The sequence below is a fragment of the Herbidospora cretacea genome (assembly GCF_001570605.1).
GTDB lineage: Bacteria > Actinomycetota > Actinomycetes > Streptosporangiales > Streptosporangiaceae > Herbidospora > Herbidospora cretacea.
In genome coordinates this window covers 382,774-403,165 of sequence record NZ_BBXG01000001.1, presented here as the reverse complement: position 1 = coordinate 403,165, position 20,392 = coordinate 382,774, and the positions used below count along the sequence as shown (strand labels likewise).

The window sequence follows — 20,392 nt, the reverse complement described above, 5'->3', positions numbered from 1 at the left end:
CCGAGGGGCGGACCCGGCCTCTCCTCTTCCCGCTAGCGCAAGCCGGCCGGGCGCATGTCCGTCCACGTCACTTCGATGTGGTCGAGGCAGGCCTGCCGCCCCGCCGGCCCGAAGGTCACCGTCCAGCCCGGGGGGACGTCGGCGAACTCGGGCCACAGGCTGTGCTGGCCCTCCTCGTTCACCAGGACGAGGTACACGCCGTCGGGGTTCTCGAACGGGTTGGTGCTCATGCGGGGTTTCCCTTCTCGGTGAGCGCGTCGCGCCACGTGTCGGCCAGGTCCGGGGCGCCGGGGGCGCGGGTCCAGGTCGCGGTGAACACGCCGTCCATGGTGACGGCGTCGATGGTGTACGGGTGACTCAGGGGGGCGTCCGGGTGGTCGGCGACCTCGTCGGCAGAGGAGTCGGCGGTCCAGTCGCCCTCCTCGGGGGTGACCCGGCCGAGGTAGTTCAGCAGGACCTCCGGTTCGCCGTCGCCGTGGACGGTGACGCGGGTGAACCAGCCGACCGTGCGGGACAGGTCGCGGTCGCCGTCGCGGCCGTGGCCCTCGACCTCGATCGTGACGTCGCGGCCGAAGGCCGTGCGCAGGGTTTCGACCAGCAGGGCGTCGGTGACCTCGAAGGCGGGGACGACGGTGGACGACCTCACCGCCTCGCCCACGGTGCCGTGGACGCCGAGCGCGGGGAGGTCGTCCCCGGCCGTGGCCCACTGGCGGAACTGGACCGGGACCGGGGGCAGGTCCTCGCCGCGCCAGGCGGCGGCCAGGTCGTCGAGGATGACGCCCCACGAGACCGCGTCGACGGCCAGGTGGTGGATGGACAGCCGGACGCGGTCGCCGAGCCAGTCGGCCTTGACCATGCGGCCCGCGCGCGGGTCCAGGTCGCCGGTGACGAAGTCGCCGATGTGGAGACCGTCGTCGGCCAGGTGGGAGCGGAGCATCGGGTGACGGTCGGCCACCTTCCCAAGGAGGGCGTCGAACTCCGGAGAGGTCAGGCCCTCGGGGAGCCGGATCACGGCCGACTGGCAGAACGCCTCCATGTGGGGGCGCTCGACCAGGCGGCGCATGATCGGGGTCAGCGGGATGGCCCGCCGCTCCGCGACGCGGGCCAGCGCCTCGGCGGTGCGTGACTCGAAGATCTGGCGGGCGGTGACCGTCCAGCCGGCGGCGCGGGCCCGGGCGATGACGCGCATGGCGACCAGGCTGTCGCCGCCGAAGGCGAAGAAGTCGTCCTCGACGCCGATGCCGGGCACGTCCAGCACCTCGGCGAACACCGCCAGCAGCGCCTGCTCGGCCTCCCCCGACGGGGAGCGGCTCTCGAAGGGCGCGAACGACGGGGGCGGGAGCGCGGCCCGGTCGAGTTTGCCGTTCGGCAGCGTCGGCAGGCGGTCCAGCTCGACGAAGGCGCTGGGGACCATGTAGTCGGGGAGTTCCCCGGACACCCGTTCCCGGAGCCCCGCCACGGCGCCGACGACGTAGGCGATCAGCCTGCCGTCCCGCACCTGCACGGTCGCCTGGGTGGCCCAGCGGCTCAGCACGGCCTCGATCTCGCCCGGTTCGACGCGGTGGCCGCGCACCTTGACCTGGTCGTCGGCGCGGCCCTGGTAGTCGAGCCTGCCGTCGGCGGTCCAGCGGGCCAGGTCGCCGGTGCGGTACATGCGCTGCCCGGCCGCGAAGGGGTCGGCGGTGAACCGTTCGGCGGTCAGGCCGGGGCGGTTCAGGTAGCCGCGGGCCAGGCCCGCGCCGGACAGGTAGAGCTCGCCGGTCACCCCGGGGGCGACCGGGCGCAGGCCGGCGTCCAGGACGTAGGCCCGCGTGTTGGCGACCGGGCGGCCGACCAGGGGCGTGTCGCTGTCGCGGGTGTGGGCGACCAGGGCGTCGACGGTGGCCTCGGTGGGGCCGTAGAGGTTGACGCCGTCGCGCATCCTGGCCCACAGGCCGTCCGTCACGGCCTCGCCGCCGACGCCGACGAGGGACAGCGGGCCGTCGTCGAGCAGGCCGGGCATCTGGGCCAGGAACGACGGGGTGACCTCGATGAAGTCGATCTCGTGGTCGCGGACGAAGCGCTCCAGCAGGACCGGATCGCGGCGGGTCTCGTCGTCGGCGACGTGGAGGGCGTGGCCGTCGACCAGCCACAGTTGCGGCTGCCAGGACGCGTCGAAGGAGAACGACCAGGCGTGGCCGACCCGCAGGTGGCGGCGGCCCGTCGTGGCCTTGACGCGGTCGTAGAGGTCGGCGCGGTGGCTGTGGAACAGGTTGGCGAGGCTGGCGTGGGTGACCACGACGCCCTTCGGGCGGCCGGTCGAGCCGGAGGTGTAGATCACGTAGGCCGGGCTCTGACCTGAGTAGCTCGTCGGCAGGTCGCCGGAGCCGTCGAGGCTCTCCAGGGTCTCCAGGACCAGCACCGGCGAGGCGTCGGCGAGCATGTCGGCGACGCGCGCCTCCGGCAGGCCGGGGTCGATCGGCAGGTAGGCGGCTCCCGACCGCAGCACCGCCAGGATGGCGACGACGTGGTCGGCGGTGCGCGGGAGCGCCAGCGCGACGATCTTCTCCGGGCCAGCGCCGCGTGCGACCAGCGCCTTGGCGACGGATTCGACCGAGGTGGCGAGTTCGGCGAACGTCCACGACCGGCCGCCCGCGACCAGGGCCACCTCCGAAGGAGTGGCCGCCGCCTGGGCCGCGAACAGCTCGGGGACGGTCCCGCCCGTTTCCAGGACCGGGCCGGTTCCCCGGTCGAGCAGCCAGGCGCGCTCCCCCGGGGCCAGGCCGTCGAGCGTGCCGACGACCGGGTCGTCGGCGACCTGCCTGAGGATCTCCACCAGGGCGTCGGCGACGCGTTCGGCCCTGGCGCGGTCGCCGTGGAACTCCGCCGTCAAAACCAGCCCCGAGTCGCCGGGCTCGACGGCCCAGGTCAGCGGATAGTGCGTGGCGTCGTGGTGGGCGACCGGGGTGAAGCGGTCGTGGCCGCCGGCGTCCGGGTAGGACTCGAAGACCATCAGGGTGTCGAACAGCTCGCCGGTGCCGGCCGCCTTCTGGATCCCGGCCAGGCCGAGGTGCTGGTGCTCGATGAGCCCGGCCTGCCGGTCCTGGAGTCTCGTCAGGTACGCCGTCATCCGCTCGCCCTCGCGCAGGGTGGCCCGCACGGGGACGGTCGTGATGAACAGGCCGACCATCGACTCCGAGCCGGGCAGGTCGCGGCCGGAGACGGTGGCCCCGAAGACGACGTCGTCCCGGCCGGTGAGGCGGGCCAGCAGCAGGCCCCACGCGCCCTGCGCGACCGTGTTGAGCGTGAGGCCGCTGGCCCGCGCGTAGGAGGTCAGCCGGTCGGTCTCGGCCGCCGACAGCCGCACCTCGTGAAGCTGCGGCAGGGCCGGGCGGTGGGTTCCGGCGTCGAGCAGGGTCGGTTCGACGCCGTCGAGAGCCTCCGCCCACGCTCGCCGGGCGTCGGGAACCGACTGACGGGCCAGCCATTCCAGGTGGTCGCGGAACGGCCGGACCTCCGGCAGCGGGCGGCCCTCGTAGAGGGCGGTGAACTCGGCCATCAGCGCCGGGAGCGACCAGCCGTCGAGGAGGACGTGCTGGTGGGAGAGGACGAGGCGGTTCCCGGCCAGCATCAGGCGCAGCAGCGGCGGTTCGGAGACCGGGAAGCGGCGTCGCTCGGCGGCGAGTTCGGCGTCGAGGTCCTCCGGGGCGATCTCCCGCCACGGGAGCTCCACCCGCTCGGGGACGAAGGCGACCGGGCGGCCCGACGTGAGGTGGCCGAACCCGGCGCGCAGGTTCTCGTGGCGGTCGAGCAGCGCCTGGCCTGCCCTTCGAAGGCGGGGGGCGTCGACCTCGCCGGTGATCTCGTAGACGACCTGGACGGTGTAGACGTCCTCGTCGTCGTAGGAGGCGTGGAAGAGCAGACCGGCCTGGAGCGGGGTCACCGGCAGGATCGGGTCGCCGAACTCGGCGCGCTCCGCCGGGGTGAAGAAGGAGACCGCCCGCTCGTCGGACGTCACCGGGGAGGCGGCCGCCGCGAGGCCGCGTACGGAACGGTGCCTGAAGACGTCGCGCGGGGTGAGCGCGAGACCGGCCGCCCGCGCCCGGCTGACCAGGCGCATCGCGACGATGCTGTCGCCGCCGAGGGCGAAGAAGTCGTCGTCGGCGCCGACCCGGCCGAGACCGAGGACGTCGGCGAACACCCCTGCCAGCGCCTCCTCGCGCGGGTTGGCGGGGAGGGCGTCGCCCACGGTGAACGTGGGATCGGGCAGGGCACGGCGGTCGAGCTTGCCGCTGGTGGTCAGCGGCAGCGCGTCGAGCCAGACGACGGCGGCCGGGACCATGTGGCCGGGCAGCACCCGCGCCAGGTCCAGGTCGCGCGGCTCGCCGACGACGTAGGCGACCAGGCGGTCGTCGCGGGCGACGACGACGTTGACGCCGCCGATCGCCGCCTCGATCTCGCCGAGCTCGACGCGGAAGCCGCGGATCTTGACCTGGTGGTCGGTGCGGCCGAGGTAGGAGAGCGTGCCGTCGCGGTTCCAGCGGGCCAGGTCGCCGGTACGGTACATGCGCTCCCCCGGCACGAACGGGTCGGCGGTGAACCGCTCGGCCGTCAGGGCGGGCCGGTCGAGATAGCCGCGCGCGAGCTGCACGCCGGCGAGGTAGAGCTCCCCGGCGACCCCGGGCGGGACCGGCCGGAGCCACCGGTCCAGCACGTAGGCGCGGGTGTTCCAGATCGGCCGGCCGATCGTGACCTCGTCCCCTGCCACCTGGACGGCGGTGACGTCGACCGACGCCTCGGTGGGGCCGTAGAGGTTGTGCAGCTCGGCGTCGATCAGGGTGTGGAACCGGGCCGCGAGGTCGGACGGGAGGGCCTCGCCGGAGCAGAGCACCCGCTTCAGGCCCCGCGCCTCGACACCCGGGAAGACATCCGGGAAGACATCCGGGAAGACGTCGAGGAACGCGCGCAGCATCGACGGCACGAAGTGGACCGTCGTCACGCCCTCCCGCTCGATCAGATCGGCCAGGTAGGCCGGGTCGCGGTGGCCGTCGGGCCGGGCCACGACGAGCGCGGCGCCGGTCATGAGCGGCCAGAAGAACTCCCAGACCGAGACGTCGAAGCTCGCCGGGGTCTTCTGGAGGACGCGGTCGCCTGAGGTCAGGCCGTATTCGGCCTGCATCCACTGGAGGCGGTTGGCGATGCCGGCGTGCGGGACGACGACGCCCTTCGGGCGGCCGGTCGAGCCGGAGGTGTAGATCAAGTAGGCGGGGCTGCGCGGGTCGTACCGCTCGGGCAGGTCGCCGTGCGGGCCGGTCGGGAGCGGGCCGTCGATGACGAGCACGGGGCCGGCCTCGGCCAGCATGAACCGCTTCCGCTCCTCGGGCAGGCCGGGGTCGAGCGGGAGGTAGGCGGCCCCGGCGCGCTGGATGGCGTACAGGGCCGTGACCAGCTCGATCGAGCGTGGCAGCGCCACCGCGACGGTGGTCTCCGGGCCCGCGCCGAGCCCGGCCAGGACCCTGGCCGTCTCCTCGACGCGGGCGTCGAACTCGGCGTAGGTCAGGCGGGTGTCCCCGAAGACCAGCGCGAGCGCGTCGGGCGTGCGGCTGACCTGGGTGCGGAACAGTTCGGGCAGGGTGGCCGCCGGGGTCTCGACGCTCGTGAAGGCCGGGGGCTCTTCGAGGTGGACGTCGAGGTGGCGTACGGGCACGGAGGGGTCGGCGGCCACCTGGCGCAGGAGCCGCACGAGCCGGGCGGCGAGCAGGTCGGCGGTGGCCTGGTCGAACAGGTCGGCGCTGTACTCGATCCAGCCCTCGACGCCGTCCTCGCGCTCGATGAAGTCGACGCTCAGGTCGAACTTCGCGGTGTCCTGGGCCACCTCGACCTCGGTCAGGGTGAGGCCGTCGAGCGCGGGCGCGCCGGTCTGGCCGGTCAGGTAGACGACCATGACCTGGAACAGCGGGTGGCGGGCGAGCGACCTCGGCGGGTCGAGCACCTCGACGAGCCGCTCGAACGGCACGTCCTGGTGCTCGTAGGCGGCCAGCGCGGTGTCGCGGACGCGGGCCAGCAGGTCGGCGAAGCTCGGGTCGCCGCTCAGGTCGGCCCGGATGACGAGCGAGTTCACGAAGAACCCGACGAGGTCTTCGAGGCTCTCGTCGGTACGGCCCGAGATCGGCGTGCCGAGCGGGATGTCCTCCCCCGCCCCCATCCGGTTGAGCAGGGCGGCGACCGCCGCCTGGGCCAGCATGGACATGCTGACGCCGTGCGCCCGCGCCACCTCGCGCAGCCTGGCCTCCAGGCCGGCGTCGAGGGTGAAGCCCGCCAGGCCGCCCCTGAAGGAGCTCTCCGCCGGACGCGGCCGGTCGGCCGGGAGCGCCAGCTCGTCGGGCAGGTCGCGCAGCTGTTCCGCCCAGTAGCCGGGGTCGCCCTCGGAGGCCCAGAGGGTGTAGTCGGCGTACTGGACCTTCAGCGGGGCCCAGGCCGGGGCGTGTCCGGCCAGCCTGGCGTTGTAGGCCAGCGCCAGGTCCCGCCTGAACGGCGCGTCGGACCACTCGTCGGTGGCGATGTGGTGGACGACCAGGGTCAGCACGCCGTCGTGGAGGTGGGCGCGGACGGGGATCTCGCGGTCGAGCGCGAACCCGGTCGTCACCGGCCCGTGGACCAGCGGGACCGTGACGTTCTGGAGGATCAGCTGGTAGGGCTCGCCGTCCCGGTCGGGGAAGACGGTCCGCAGCGCCTCGTGCCGTTCGACGACGTCGTCCAGCGCGCTCTGGAGCGCGCCGACGTCGAGCGAGCCTTCCAGGCGCCAGGCCATGGTGATCTCGTAGGCGCCGCCGGAATCGATCCGGTCCAGGAGCCACATCCGGCGCTGGGCGTAGGAGAGCGGGGTGAACTCGGGTCGTTCGACGGCCACCGGGCCCGGCCGGGCCGCGTCGCCGAGCAGCCCGGACAGGCGCGCGGGGGTCGGCGCGTCGAAGACCGCCCGGAGCGACACCTCCGCGCCCAGGGCCGCGCGGACGCGGCTGACCAGGCGCATGCCCAGCAGCGAGTGGCCGCCGAGGGCGAAGAAGTCGTCGTCGGGGCCGACCTGGGTGCCGAGCACGTCGGCGAAGACCGCGCAGAGCACCTCTTCCCGGGCGTCCCGGGGACGGCGCGACGCGGTGGCCCTCCGCTCGGGGGCCGGGAGCGCCCGGCGGTCGAGCTTCCCGGCGACCGACCTCGGCAGGTGGTCCAGCGCGACGAACGCCGCCGGAACCATGTGCTCGGGCACCTGCGCCGCGACGTGCCGCCGCAGGTCGTCCTCGGTCGCGGCGGAGACGACGTAGGCGACCAGCGTCTCGTCCCGGACGATCACCGCGGCCTGGGCGACGGCCGGGTGGGCGCGGAGCACGGCCTCGATCTCGCCGAGCTCGATCCGGAAGCCGCGCAGCTTGACCTGGTCGTCGGCGCGGCCGAGGAACTCGAGCGTGCCGTCGGGGCGGAACCGGGCCAGGTCGCCGGTACGGTACATGCGCTCGCCCGCCGCGAAGGGGTCGGCGGTGAAGCGCTCGGCGGTCAGGCCGGGCCGGTTGAGGTAGCCGCGCGCCAGCCCCGGGCCCGCGAGGTAGAGCTCGCCCGGCACGTTGGCGGGCTGGGGGCGGAGACGGCCGTCCAGCACGTACACGCGGATGCCGGCCACCGGGGCGGCCCAGCCGTCGTGCCAGCCGTAGGCGTCGACCGCGCACTCGGTCGGGCCGTAGAGGTCGTGGACGGTCAGTCCCGGCCGGTCCTTCAGCCACTGCCACAGCTCCGGCGGGGTCGCCTCGCCGCCGACCGACAGCACCCGGGGCGCGTAGCCGTCGAGGAACCCGTGGTGCAGGAGTTCGCGCAGGTAGGTGGGGGTGAGGTCGACGTAGTCGAGCCGTTCGCGCTCGATCAGGGCGAGCAGGGCGGCCGGGTCGGTCATGGTCTGCTCGTCGGCCACGTACAGCGCGTGCCCGGCCAGCAGCCAGAGCAGCGGCTCCCACGAACCGTCGAAGCTGAACGACGCGGCGTGCAGGGCTCTGCCCGGCTCCTCGGGGATGAGGTTGCCGGCGTGGCTGGCGAACAGGTTGGCGATGCCCCGGTGGGTGCCGACGACGCCCTTCGGGGTGCCGGTCGAGCCCGAGGTGTAGATCACGTAGGCCGCGCCGTCGGGGTGCACGTCCGCGACGCCGACGTCTCCCTCGACGCCGTCGAGGGAGGCCAGGACGCAGACGGGCCCGGTGTCCGCGATCATGTACGCCAGCCGGTCGGCCGGATAGCCGCGGTCGATGGGCAGGTAGGCCGCCCCCGACGCCAGCACGCCCAGGATCGCCGGGACCATCTCGGCCCGGGAGACCGCCAGGCCCACGACCTTCTCCGGCCCCGCGCCCTTGGCCACGACGTGGGCCGCGACCGCGCGGACCCGGGCGGCCAGCTCGGCGAAGGTGTAGCTCCGGTCGGCGGTGACCAGGGCGGTCTGGCCGGGCCGGGCCGCCGCCAGTTCCTCGACGATCGCCGGGATCGACCGGAACGGGAGTCCACGCGGCCCGGCGGGGAGGGCGACGTCGCTCTCCAGCAGGATCGGCAGGTCGCTGACCCGGGTGTCGAGCCGCAGGCCCTCGATCAGCTTCAGCGCGCGGGCGGCGATATCGGCGGCGGTCCGCTCGGTGAAGCGGCCCTCGGCGTACTCCAGCAGCAGCGTCATGCGGGGACCGTCGACGAAGGTGAAGTCGAGGTCGAACTTGGCCGTCTCGATCCGGGTGTCGATCCACTCGGTCTCCAGGCCCAGCACGTCGGGGTCGCCGCCGGGCCGGTGGTGGTAGCCCATCATGACCTGGAACAGCGGGTTCCGGCCGGGCACGCGGGGCGGGTTGAGGTCCTCGACGAGCCGCTCGAACGGGAGGTCCTGGTGGGCGAAGGCGGCCAGGTCGGCCTCCTTCACCCGGTCGAGCAGCTCACCGAACGTCGGGTCGCCGGACACGTCGGCCCGCAGGACGAGCGTGTTCACGAAGAACCCGACGAGGTCGTCGAGCCCCTCGTCGGTACGGCCCGCGATCGGCGCCCCGATCGGGATGTCGTCGCCCGCGCCCAGCCGGTGCAGCAGCGCGGCCACCGCGGCCTGGAGGACCATGAACACGCTGGTGCCCGTGGCGGCGGCGAGCTCCCTGAGGGCGTCGGCGGCCGGGACGTCCACCCGGACGAGGCCCGACGCGCCGCCGGGGACGCGGGGGCCGTCGTGCGGGAGCGCGATCTCCTCGGGCAGGTCGTCGAGGCGGTCGCGCCAGAAGGCGAGCTGACGGTCGCCCTCCTGGGCCAGCAGGCGGTCCTGCCAGAGGGTGTAGTCGGCGTACTGGACCTTGAGCGGCTCCCACGCGGGGGCCTGCCCGAGCAGGCGGGCGCGGTAGGCCGTCTCCAGGTCGCGCAGGAACGGGCGGTCGGACCACTCGTCGGTGGCGATGTGGTGCAGGATCATCGTCACGACGTGCTCGTCCGGACCGGTCCGCTCGACCGAGGCCCGCACGGGCGGCTCGTTCGCCAGGTCGAAGGGCCTGCGGGGGTCGTCGCCGAGGGTCACCGTCAGGTCGGTGACGACCTGGTGGAGCTCACCCTCGACCTCCCGGACGACGGTCCGCAGCACCTCGTGGCGGCGGGCCACGTCGTTCAGCGCCTGCTCGAACGCGGTCGCGTCGAACGCGCCGCGCAACCTCACGACCAGCGGGAAGTGGTAGGCGTCGCCGCCCGACAGCCGTTCGGCCAGCCACAACCGGCGCTGGGCGGCCGACGCCGGGACGCGCTCGGGCCTCGGCCGGGCGGTCAGCGCCGGGCGGGCCGGGGCGCTGCCCGCGACGCGCTCGGCCAGCAGGGCCGGGGTGGGCGCCTCGAACAGGTCCCTGATGGCGAGTTCGGCCCCGAGCTCGGCGCGGGCCCGGCTGACCACGCGGGTGGCCAGCAGCGAGTGGCCGCCGAGCTCGAAGAACGCGTCCTCCGCCGTGACCTCCGCCAGGCCGAGGACCTCGGCGAAGATGCGGCAGAGGGTCTCCTCCACCGGCGTGCGCGGGGCCCGGCCGCCACCGCCGGTGACCGGTTCGGGGTTCGGGAGGGCGGTGACGTCGAGCTTGCCGTTGTCGTTCATCGGCAGCTGGGGCAGCACGACGAACGCGCCCGGCACCATGTAGTCGGGCAGCTCCCGCTTGACGTCCTCGCGGACCGCCGCCACCAGGGCGGCGGAGCGGCGGGCGTCGCCGGGGTCGTTGGCCAGGGGGACTCCCCCGGTCCGCCGGTAGACGCCGTCGAGCGCGCGCGGGATCTCCGGCAGGAAGACGGCCTCGAAGCAGCCCGGCTCGGATGACCAGGTGGTGACGGCCGGGCCGAACGTGTGCAGGAACTCGGTCTCGACGCCGCCTTCGGCGAGCCGGGCGTCGGGGATGCCGGTGACCCGGATCGGCCGGCCCTCGAACCCGGTGAAGTCGGGCCAGGCGACCTGCGGGACGTCCCGCACCGACATGTCGGCGTCCGAGGCGTGGAGCACCACGTCGTAGCGGTACCGGGACAGCTCGTTGTGCCGGTGGCCCCGCTTGGTGCGCAGGTCGACCGGGTGGCCGAGGCCCGTGAAGTAGTCGGGGTCGACCAGGAGCTCCTTCTCCAGGGCGAGGCTGCGGTCGGCGTCGCCGCCCTTGACGGCCTGGATCGCCTCGTGGAAGTGCCGGTTCAGCCGCAGGTTCCGCACGTCGCCGACGAACAGCGCGCCGCCCGGCCGCAGCAGCGCCATCGCGCCCTCGATGACCTCGGTCAGGTGGTCGAGGCTCGGGAAGTACTGGATGACGGAGTTGATGACGATCGTGTCGAAGAAGTCACGCGGCAGGCCGTCGGTGACGTTCGCGGCCTGGTGGCGGAGGGTGACCTTGGCGGCCAGCGCCGGGTCGCGCCTCAGGTCCTCGCCGATCTTCCTGATGACCGGGGCGGCGAAGTCGGTCGCCCAGTAGCTCTCGGCCTCGGGGGCGAGCCTCGACAGCAGCAGGCCGGAGCCGACGCCGATCTCCAGCACGTTGCGCGGGTTCAGCGAACGGATGCGGTCGACCGTGGCCTCGCGCCATTCGCGCATGTGCTCCAGCGGGATCGGGGCGCCGTCGTAGGAGCTGTCCCAGCCGGCGAAGTCCTCGGTCCAGACGGCGGTGCCGATCTCCTCGTACTCGTCGGAGTAGATCTCCTGCCACTCGCCGATCTGGTCGCTCTCGGTCTCGCGGCGGTCTCCCGGGGCGGGCACGAGATAGGCCACCAAGCGGTCGTCGCGCACGACCACGGCGGCCTGGGCCACCTGCGGCAGGCGGGTGAGCGCGCTCTCGACCTCGCCCGGCTCGATGCGGTGGCCGCGGATCTTCACCTGGTCGTCGGTGCGGCCGAGGAAGTCGAGGTTGCCGTCCGGTCGCCGTCTGACCAGGTCGCCGGTGCGGTACATGCGCTCGCCGGGCAGCCCGAACGGGTCGGCGACGAAGCGTTCGGCGGTCAGGCCGGGGCGGCGCAGGTAGCCGCGCGCCAGGCCGATGCCGGAGATGTAGAGCTCCCCCGCGACGCCCTCGGGGACCGGCCGGAGCCAGCCGTCGAGGATGTGCGCGCGGGTGCCCCTGATGGGGGTGCCGACGGTCGGGGTGTCGCTGTCGTGGGTGCCGCCGCCGAGCGTGTTGATCGTGTACTCGGTCGGGCCGTAGAGGTTGTAGCCGTAGGTCCTCTCGGTGTCGCGCAGCACCGACCACACGTGGTCGGACACGGCCTCGCCGCCGAGCAGCACCAGCGGCGGCCGGTGGCCCTCCAGCAGCCCCTCCTCGATGAGGACGTGGGCGTAGGTCGGGGTGACGTTGACGACGTCGATCCGGTTCGCCTCGCAGTACGCGACCAGCGCCAGGGCGTCGCGGCGGAGCTCCTCGTCGCAGACGTGCACCTCATGGCCCTCGACCAGCCACAGGAGCTCCTCCCACGACATGTCGAACGCGAACGACACCGTGTGGGCGATCCGCAGGCGGCGGCCACCAGCCGAGGCCACGGCCGGGTCGAAGATCTCGCTCTGGTGGTTGAGCTGCATGTTCGTCAGGCCCCGGTAGGGGGTGACGACGCCCTTGGGGCGGCCGGTCGAGCCGGAGGTGTAGATGACGTAGGCGGGGTGTTCGAGGCTGAACTGGACCTCGACCGGGCCGGCCTCGTGGTCCTCCAGCCGGTCGAGGTACACCCGGGGCGTGTCGCCCGCGATCCGGGCCGACACCTCGGGCGTGGTGACCAGGACCACCGGCCGGGCGTCGTCGAGCATGGCGGCCAGGCGGTCGTCGGGGTGGTCGAGCTCCAGCGGCAGGTACGCCGCGCCGGTCCGCAGCACCGCGAACAGCGCCGCCACCATGTCGATCGAACGGGGCAGGCCCAGCGCGACGACGGCCTCCGGCTCGGCGCCGCAGCCGATCAGCAGGCGGGCGATGCGGTTGATCCGCGCGTCGAGCTCGGCGTAGGTGACGGTGACCTCGCCGTAGACCAGCGCCGTGGCGTCGGGGGTCCGGCGGGCCTGGGCGGCCAGCAGGTCGGCGACGGTGTCGGTGGGCTCCTCGACGCGGTTCTCGTGAGGGTCGGCGGTCTCGCCCGGCAGCGAGGTGTCGAGACGCCCGGCCGGGGCGGTGAAGTCGGCGGCCAGCCGCGTGACGATCAGGGCGAAGCGGTCGAGCAGGCCGGCGGCGTACCCCTCGGAGATCAGGTCGGGGCGGTAGGCCAGGGTGACCCTGGTCGGCTCGCCCGGCGTGACGATCAGGTTGACCGGGTAGTGGGTCGCGTCGACGTTGGCGACGGCGGTCGCGCCGTGGCGGTCGCGCAGGTCGGCGAGGCGTTCCCGGGTGTCGCCGTCGCGCATGACGAACAGCGTGTCGAACAGCCTGCGGTGCCCGGTCTCGGCCTGGACGACGCCGAGGCCGAGCCACTCGTGCGGCATCAGCGCGAGGCGTTCGTCCTGCACCCGCCGGAGCAGCGCGCCGACGGGCTCGGCCGGGTCGAAGGCGATGCGGGCCGGGACGGTGTTGAGGAACAGGCCGATGACGTTCTCGACGTCGGGGACCTCGGACGGGCGTCCGGCGACGGTGGTGCCGAACACGACGTCGCTCCGGCCGGTGACGCTGGCCAGCGTGAGACCCCAGGCGGTGGTGAACAGGGTGTTCAGCGTGAGGCCCTGCCCCCGGGCGACCTCGCGCAGCGTGCCGGGCAGGTCGCGGTCGAGCTGCTCGGGGATGACCGGGTCGTGGTCGCCCGGCGCGAGCAGGGTCGGCTCGTCGAGGCCCGCCAGGGCCGTGCGCCAGGCGGCGGTCGCGACGGCGGTGTCCTGGTTGTCGAGCCAGGTCAGGTAGTCGCGGTAGCTGCTCCGCGCGGGCTCCCGGGCGGGGTCGTCGTACAGGGAGAAGAGGCGGTCGAGGAACAGCCAGGCCGACCAGCCGTCCCAGAGGAGCAGGTGGCGGCCGATGACGAGGCGGTCGCGGTCGGGCAGGCGGATGAGCAGGACGCGGAACAAAACCGGCCGGTCGAGGTCGAACCGCTTGAGGCGCTCGGCCCGCATGAGGGCGTCGAGGTCCTCCGGGTCGTCGTGCACCTCCAGCGGGATCTCGTAGCCGGTCGCGATGAACTGCACCGGCCGGCGCAGGCCGTCGCTGGTGAAACCGGCCCGCAGGCCCGGCGTCGCCTCCAGCAGCGCCTCGATCGCCGCGCGGAGCCGGTCGGGGTCGAGGCGGCGGTCCAGGTCGAAGGTCTCGTGGACGGTGTAGACGTCGAGGTCGCCGTCGTCGAAGTTCGAGTGGAAGAACAGGCCCTCCTGGAGCGGGGCCAGCGGCCACACCTCCAGGTCGCCGAGCCTGGCGCGCTCCTCCTCGGTCAGGTCCAGCTCCGAGGCCGCCAGCGCGACGGCCGTCACCGCTCCGGCGTTCGCGGCCAGCGCGGCCGGGGTGCGGTGGTCGAAGACGTCGCGGGGGCTGACGGCCAGACCGGCCGCGCGGGCCCGGCTGGAGACGCCGATCGAGCTGATGCTGTCGCCGCCGAGCAGGAAGAAGTCGTCGTCGGCGCCGACCTCGCCGAGCTTCAGCACCTCGGCGAAGATCGCGGTCAGCAGCTCCTCGCGCGGGTTCCCGGCCGCGCGGGCCGCCGCCCTGCGCGCCGAGGGCGCGGGCAGGGCGTCGCGGTCGAGCTTCCCGCTGGGGGTCAGCGGAAGAGCATCCATGATCATGTACGCCGCCGGCGCCATGGCGGCCGGAAGCCGCTCCGAGACGGCCTGTCTGACCTCGTCCTCGGTGACGTCGCCCACGACGTAGGCCACCAGGGCGCCGGCCCTGATCGTGACGGCCGCGCGGGCGACCCCGTCGACGGCGGCCAGGGCGGCTTCGACCTCGCCGGGTTCGATGCGGTTGCCGCGCAGCTTGACCTGGCGGTCGGTGCGCCCCAGGTAGTCGATCGTGCCGTCGGGGCGGCGCGAGACGAGGTCGCCGGTGCGGTACATGCGCCCGCCGCTGCCGAAGGGGTCGGCGACGAACCGCTCGGCGGTCAGCCCGGGACGGCCGTGGTAGCCGATGGCGAGCTGGACCCCGGTCAGGTAGAGCTCGCCGGGGACGCCGTCGGGGACGGGCCGCAGACAGGTGTCGAGCACCCGGAGCCCGGTGTTCCAGACCGGCTTCCCGATGGGGACCGTGACGTCGTTCTCCTCCCGCGTGTACGGGTGGAAGGTGACGTCGACGGCGGCTTCGGTCGGGCCGTAGAGGTTGTGGAGGGGGACGCCGGTCAGGTCGGTCCAGCGGCGGGCGGCCTGGCCGGGGAGGGCCTCGCCCGAGGAGAACACCCGCCTGAGGGAGGCGCTCCACGCCGGGTCGGCGGTGATCTCGGGCGCGGCGAGGAACGCCTCCAGCATCGACGGCACGAAGTGCATCGTGGTGACGCGCTCGGCGCTGATCAGTTCGGCGAGGTAGGCGGGGTCGTGGTGCCCGTCGGGCTTGGCGAACACGACCGCCGCGCCCTCGCAGAGCGCCCAGAAGAACTCCCACACCGAGACGTCGAAGCTGGCGGGGGTCTTCTGGAGGATCCGGTCGCCGGGGGTGAGCGGGTAGGCGGCCTGCATCCAGGCGAGCCGGTTGACGATGGCCTCGTGGGAGACCACCGCCCCCTTGGGCCGCCCGGTGGAACCGGAGGTGTAGATCAGGTAGGCCGGGTCGCCGGGGCGAGCCTGATCGAAAACGGGCGCCGGGTCCTGAGCCGGAGCGGGGGCCTGGGGCTGGGTCGGGCAGCTTTCGCCGCCCGAGCTCCGCGAAATTTCGACATTCAGCTCTCGCCCTCGGATGACCGTCGTCGCGCCGCTGTCGGTCAGCATGTGGTCGATGCGGTCGGCCGGGTAGCCGGTGTCGATGGGCAGGTAGGCCGCGCCCGACTTCAGCACCGCCAGGAGCGCGATCATGAGCTGCTCCGAACGCGGCACCGCCACGGCCACGATGTCCCCGCGCCCCGCGTGAAGCCTGGCCGCGAGCTCGGTCGCGCGGGCGTCGAGTTCGGCGTAGGTGAGCTGCGTGGTGTTGTACACGACCGCGAGGGCGTGCGGGGTCCGGGCGGCCTGTGCCGAGATGCGTTCCGTCAAAGTGATCTTCGGAAGCTCGACGGTCTCGCCCTGCTGGGGGCCGGGGTCCTCGGCCAGGTCGACGCGCGCCACGCGCTGGCCGGGGTCGGTGGCGACGGCGGTGAGCAGGCGGGCCAGCCGGTCGGCGACCCCTTCGGCGCCGGCGCGGGGCACCCGGCCGTCGTGGAACTTCAGCCGCAGGTCGAGGCGGCGGCCGGGCTTGACGATCAGCGCGAGCGGATAGTGCACGGTGTCGTGGAACTCCGCGCCCGCGACGCGGATCCCGCCCGCCGTGAGGCCGCTGCTGGACGGATAGTTCTCGAAGACCACGAGCGTGTCGAACAGCTCGCCGCCGCCCGCCCGCCCGGCGGCCTTCTGGATCGCGGCCAGCCCGACATGCTGGTGGTCGAGCAGGGCGGCCTGCTCGTTTTGGAGCGTGGTCAGCAGGTCGGCCAGCGTCGCCGAGGGGCTCCACCGGAAGCGGGTCGGCAGCGTGTTGATGAACAGGCCGGCCATGTCCTCGATCCCGGCGACCTCGGCGTCGCGGCCCGACACGGTGGTGCCGAAGACGACGTCGTCCCGCCTGGTCGTGCGGCCGAGGAGCAGCCCCCACGCGCCCTGGACGACGGTGCTCAGCGTCACGCCGAGCTGCCGGGCGCGGGCGGCGAGCCGCTCGGTGACGTCCTCGGCCAGCTCGACCCGCACGTGGGCCGGGACCACCGGCGCGGGCGGCGCGGCGACCATGCGGGTGGGCTCGTCGAGGCCGCCGAGCGCCTCCGCCCAGGCGGTCAGGGCGCTCTCGCGGTCGCGTCCGGCGAGACTGCGCAGGAACTCCCGGTACGGCGTGACCGGCCCGAGCTCCTCGCCCGCGTAGAGCGCGAGCAGTTCCCGGTGGAGCACCGGCAGCGACCAGCCGTCGGCGACGATGTGGTGGAAGGTGAGGACCAGCCTGCGGCCGCCGATCAGCGCGCAGCGCAGCAGCGGCGCGTCGGCCAGGTCGAACGGGCGGGCCCGCTCCTCGGCGGTGACGTCGTGAGCGGCCTCCCGCCAGGGCAGCCCGGTCTCCCGCAGGATGACCTGCACGGGACGGCCGCCGGCCCCCGGCCGGAAACAGGCCCGCAGCGGCGCGTGCCGCGCGACCAGCTTCTCCGCCGCCCGCCGGAGCCGCTCGGGGTCGACGTCGCCGTCGAGCTCGACGACCTGCTGGACCACGTAGGCGTCGTGGTCGTCGGCGAGCGAGTGGAAGAAGAAGCCCTCCTGGAGGGGGCTCAGCGGCAGCAGTTCCTCGACGTCGAGGCCGGTCGTGTCGGCGCCCTCGGGGATCTCCAGCGTCACGGCGGTCCCGGCGCCCAGGTCGGCCACGACCCCGGCCAGTCCGGCGACCGTGCGGTGGCGGAAGACGTCCCGGGAGGTCAGCCGCAGCCCGGCGGCGCGGGCCCCGGCGAGCACCCGGATGGCGGTGATGCTGTCGCCGCCCAAGGCGAAGAAGTCGTCGTCGACGGTGACGCCCGGGACGCCGAGCGCCTCGGCGAACAGCGCGCACAGGAGCTCCTCGCGGGGGTCGCGCGGGGCGCGCCCGGAGCTGAGGGCGGCGTAGTCGGGGGCGGGGAGCGCGGCGGCGTCGATCTTGCCGCTGGTGTTGACGGGGAGCCGGTCGAGCGGGGTGAAGGCGGCCGGGACCATGTAGTCGGGCAGGAACTCGGCGGCGTGCGCCCGCAGGACCCGCATCAGCGCGGTCACGTCCCGGAAGGGGGCGGGCCGGTTGGCGAGCGGGAACCCGCCGGAGGGGCGGTAGATCGCGCGGGGTTCCCCACGGGTGAAGACCGCGTCGAGGGAGCCGTCGTCGGCGTCGCCGTCCCAGGTGACGGTGACCCGGTAGCCCTGCGACTCGGCGTAGGCGTGCAGGTCCTCGGGGTCGACGCCCTCGGCGGCGGCCGGGCGGCTGGTGTCGTCGACGGCGTAGAGCGCCGTGAGGTCCTGGGTGAGGCGGGCGTTGGGGATGCCGGTCACGCGCAGGTTGTCGGCGAGGGCGAAGCCGGGGCCGGTCCACCGGACGACCTGCTCGGCCACCGGCTGGGCGGCGCCCGGCCGCAGGACGACGTCGTAGCGGTAGCGGGACAGCTCGTTGTGCGCGCGGGCCCGCTTGACCCGGATGTCGGCGGTGAAGCCGTCGAGGGTGGCGAAGAAGTCGGGGTCGAGGAGCAGTTCGCCCTCCCAGAGCACCGAACGGCCGGTCGCCGCCTGGATCGCCTGCTTGTCGTCGGGGTGGCGGCGGGTCTCCACGGCGGCCCGCAGCGTGCGCAGGAGCCGGAGGTTGCGCACGTCGCCGACGAAGACCGCCCCGCCGGGGGCGAGCAGCCGGCCGGCCTGGCGGATGACCCGCTTCAGATAATCGGCGTCGGGGAAGTACTGCGCGACCGAGTTGACCACGACGAGGTCGAAGAAGCCCTCGGGCAGGCCGGTGACGTCGTCGGCGGGCTGGGCGCTGAGCCGGACCTTCCCGGCCAGCGCCGGGTCGAGGCGCTCGCGGAGGGCGGCGACCGCCTCCTCCGAGAGGTCGGTCGCCCAGTAGGCCTCGGCGGCGGGCGCGACCCGGGACAGGATGAGGCCGCTGCCGACGCCGATCTCCAGGACCCTGGCGGGGGCGAGCTCCTCGATGCGCGCGACGGTCGCGTCCCGCCATTCGCGCATCTCCTCCAGGGGGATCGGGAGGCCGTCGTACATGCTGTTCCACCCGGCGAAGCCGTCGCCGGCCGCCGCGGAGTAGAGGAGTTCGTGCAGGTCCTTCCACTCCTCGACGCTCGCGCCCGCGTCGAGGGACGGCACGACGTAGGCCGCCAGCCTGCGGTCGCCCGGCCGGTCCTCGCGGACCACGACGGCGGCCTGCTCGACGGCGGGGTGGGCGCGCAGCACCGACTCGATCTCGCCGGGCTCGATGCGGAACCCGCGGATCTTGACCTGGGAGTCGACCCGCCCGAGGAACTCCAGACGGCCGTCAGACCGCCACCTGACCAGGTCGCCGGTCCGGTAGAGCCGCTCCCCCGGCCCGCCGAACGGGTCGGCCACGAACCTCTCGGCGGTCAGCGCCGGCCGTCCGAGGTAGCCGCGCGCGAGCCCCTCGCCGGCGAGATACAGCTCGCCCGGGACCCCCGCCGGGACCGGCCTGAGGCGGTCGTCGAGGACGTAGGCGCGGGTCCCCGGGTCGGGGACGCCGATCGGCACGATGGAGCCCGGCGCGATGTCCGGGTCGCAGAGGCCGAGCGTGGAGTTGGTGGTGGCCTCGGTCGGGCCGTAGGCGTTGAACATCATCCGGCCGCGCGCGTAGCGGTTGACCAGCTCGGGCGAGACCCGCTCGGTGCCCGCGAGCAGCGTCGCCGGGGGCAGCGTGACGTCGGCGGGCATCGCGTCGAGCAGCGCGGGCGGCAGGATCATGAAGGTGACGCCGTGGGCGTGCGCGTAGTCGGCCAGCGGGCGGCCGGGGACCCGGCGCTCCGAGGGGACGACGACCAGACGTCCACCCGAGAGCAGCCCGAGGCACAGGTCCCAGAAGGCGACGTCGAACGACGGCGAGGCGAACTGGAGCACCCGGCTGTGCGGGCCGATGCCGAACCGCTCGATCTGGGTGGCGACCAGCTTGGCCACGCCCGCGTGCGACAGCACGACGCCCTTGGGCCGCCCGGTGGAGCCGGAGGTGTAGATGACGTAGGCCGCGTTGTCGACCGTGAGATCGGTCACCGGCTCGGTGGCCGGCCTGTCCTCCAGTTCCCGTACGGTCTCCGCCGCGTCCAGCACGAAAGCGCCCGGTTCGGCGGTCTCGGCGGTGGTGACCATGCAGACCGGCCCGGCGTCCTGGAGCATGTAGGCGACGCGGTCCGGCGGGTAGTCGGTGTCGACCGGCAGGTAGGCCGCGCCCGACTTGAGCACCGCGACCTCGGCCACGATCAGGTCCAGCGACCTCGGCACCGCCAGCGCGACGACCTTCTCCGGCCCCGCGCCGCGCGCGATGAGGGCGTGCGCGAGGCGGTTGGCGCGCTCGTCGAGCTGGGCGTAGGTGAGCGACTGGTCCTCGAAGACCAGGGCGGTCTCGTCGGGCCTGGCGGCGACTTGGTCGGCGAACATGGCGGGCCAGGTGCGCAGCGGCACGGCGTGCGCCGTCCGGTTCCAGCCGTCGAGGATGCGCGCCCTCTCCTCGGCGGGGAGCAGGCCGAGGTCGGCGACGGGGGTGCGCGGGTCGGCGAGCGCGCTCGCCAGCAGGGTGGCGAGGTGGGCGGGGTCGCCGGGCCCGTCGAAGACGACCTCGCCCCGGTCGAAGGTCACCGTGAGCTCGGCGGGCCGGGGCCAGGGGCCGACCGAGACGGCGACCTCGGGGAGTTCCTCGGGGCGGCCGTGGGCTCGGGCCTCCTCGAGGGCGGCGGTGACGCTGCGTACAAGATCCTCGAACGGGGTCGAGGGGGTGACGGTCAGGCGGAGCGGGAGGGTGTCGTACCCGATCAATAAGTCGGTGGCGCCGCTGTAGCGGTGCAGCAGGGCCGCGACGGCGGCCAGCCCGGTCGCCTCGGGGACGGCGGGAAGGGGCCGCCGCCCCTGCCGGGGTCCGGGCGGGAGAGCCGTGTCCACCGGGAGAGTGAGCCGCTGGGGAAGAGGGGTCAGGCGCTGGCGCCAGAAAACCGCCGACTGATCGATAGCGGACACGAAAGACCGAGCCTCCCAAACCATGGACACCACTACTAAGGTAAGCATTACCTAAGTTCCTGGGAAAGGATACCTAAACCCGGGCGCTAGAGTTAAGGGCTGCCTAACCTAAGA

At 73.9% G+C, this 20,392-nt stretch carries 2 protein-coding genes; both read right to left on the bottom strand.

Annotated elements, in window-relative coordinates:
• Positions 1–32 precede the first annotated feature (32 nt).
• A complete protein-coding gene (locus AW270_RS01025) occupies positions 33–230 on the bottom strand; it encodes an MbtH family protein (RefSeq protein ID WP_061289276.1) in 198 nt (65 codons plus the stop codon).
• Positions 227–20,302 (bottom strand): non-ribosomal peptide synthetase, encoded by a 20,076-nt coding sequence (locus AW270_RS01020; RefSeq protein WP_082801238.1) that lies wholly within the window; start codon positions 20,300–20,302, stop codon positions 227–229. Before AW270_RS01020 ends, AW270_RS01025 begins: the two co-directional genes overlap by 4 nt.
• Between the last annotated feature and the right edge of the window lie 90 nt (positions 20,303–20,392).

What these genes read in the sequence shown, in the direction of transcription:
- AW270_RS01025 (WP_061289276.1), bottom strand. Translation starts at nt 230, where the DNA reads ATGAGCACCAACCCGTTCGAGAACCCCGACGGCGTGTACCTCGTCCTG.
- AW270_RS01020 (WP_082801238.1), bottom strand. Translation starts at nt 20,302, where the DNA reads ATGGTTTGGGAGGCTCGGTCTTTCGTGTCCGCTATCGATCAGTCGGCG.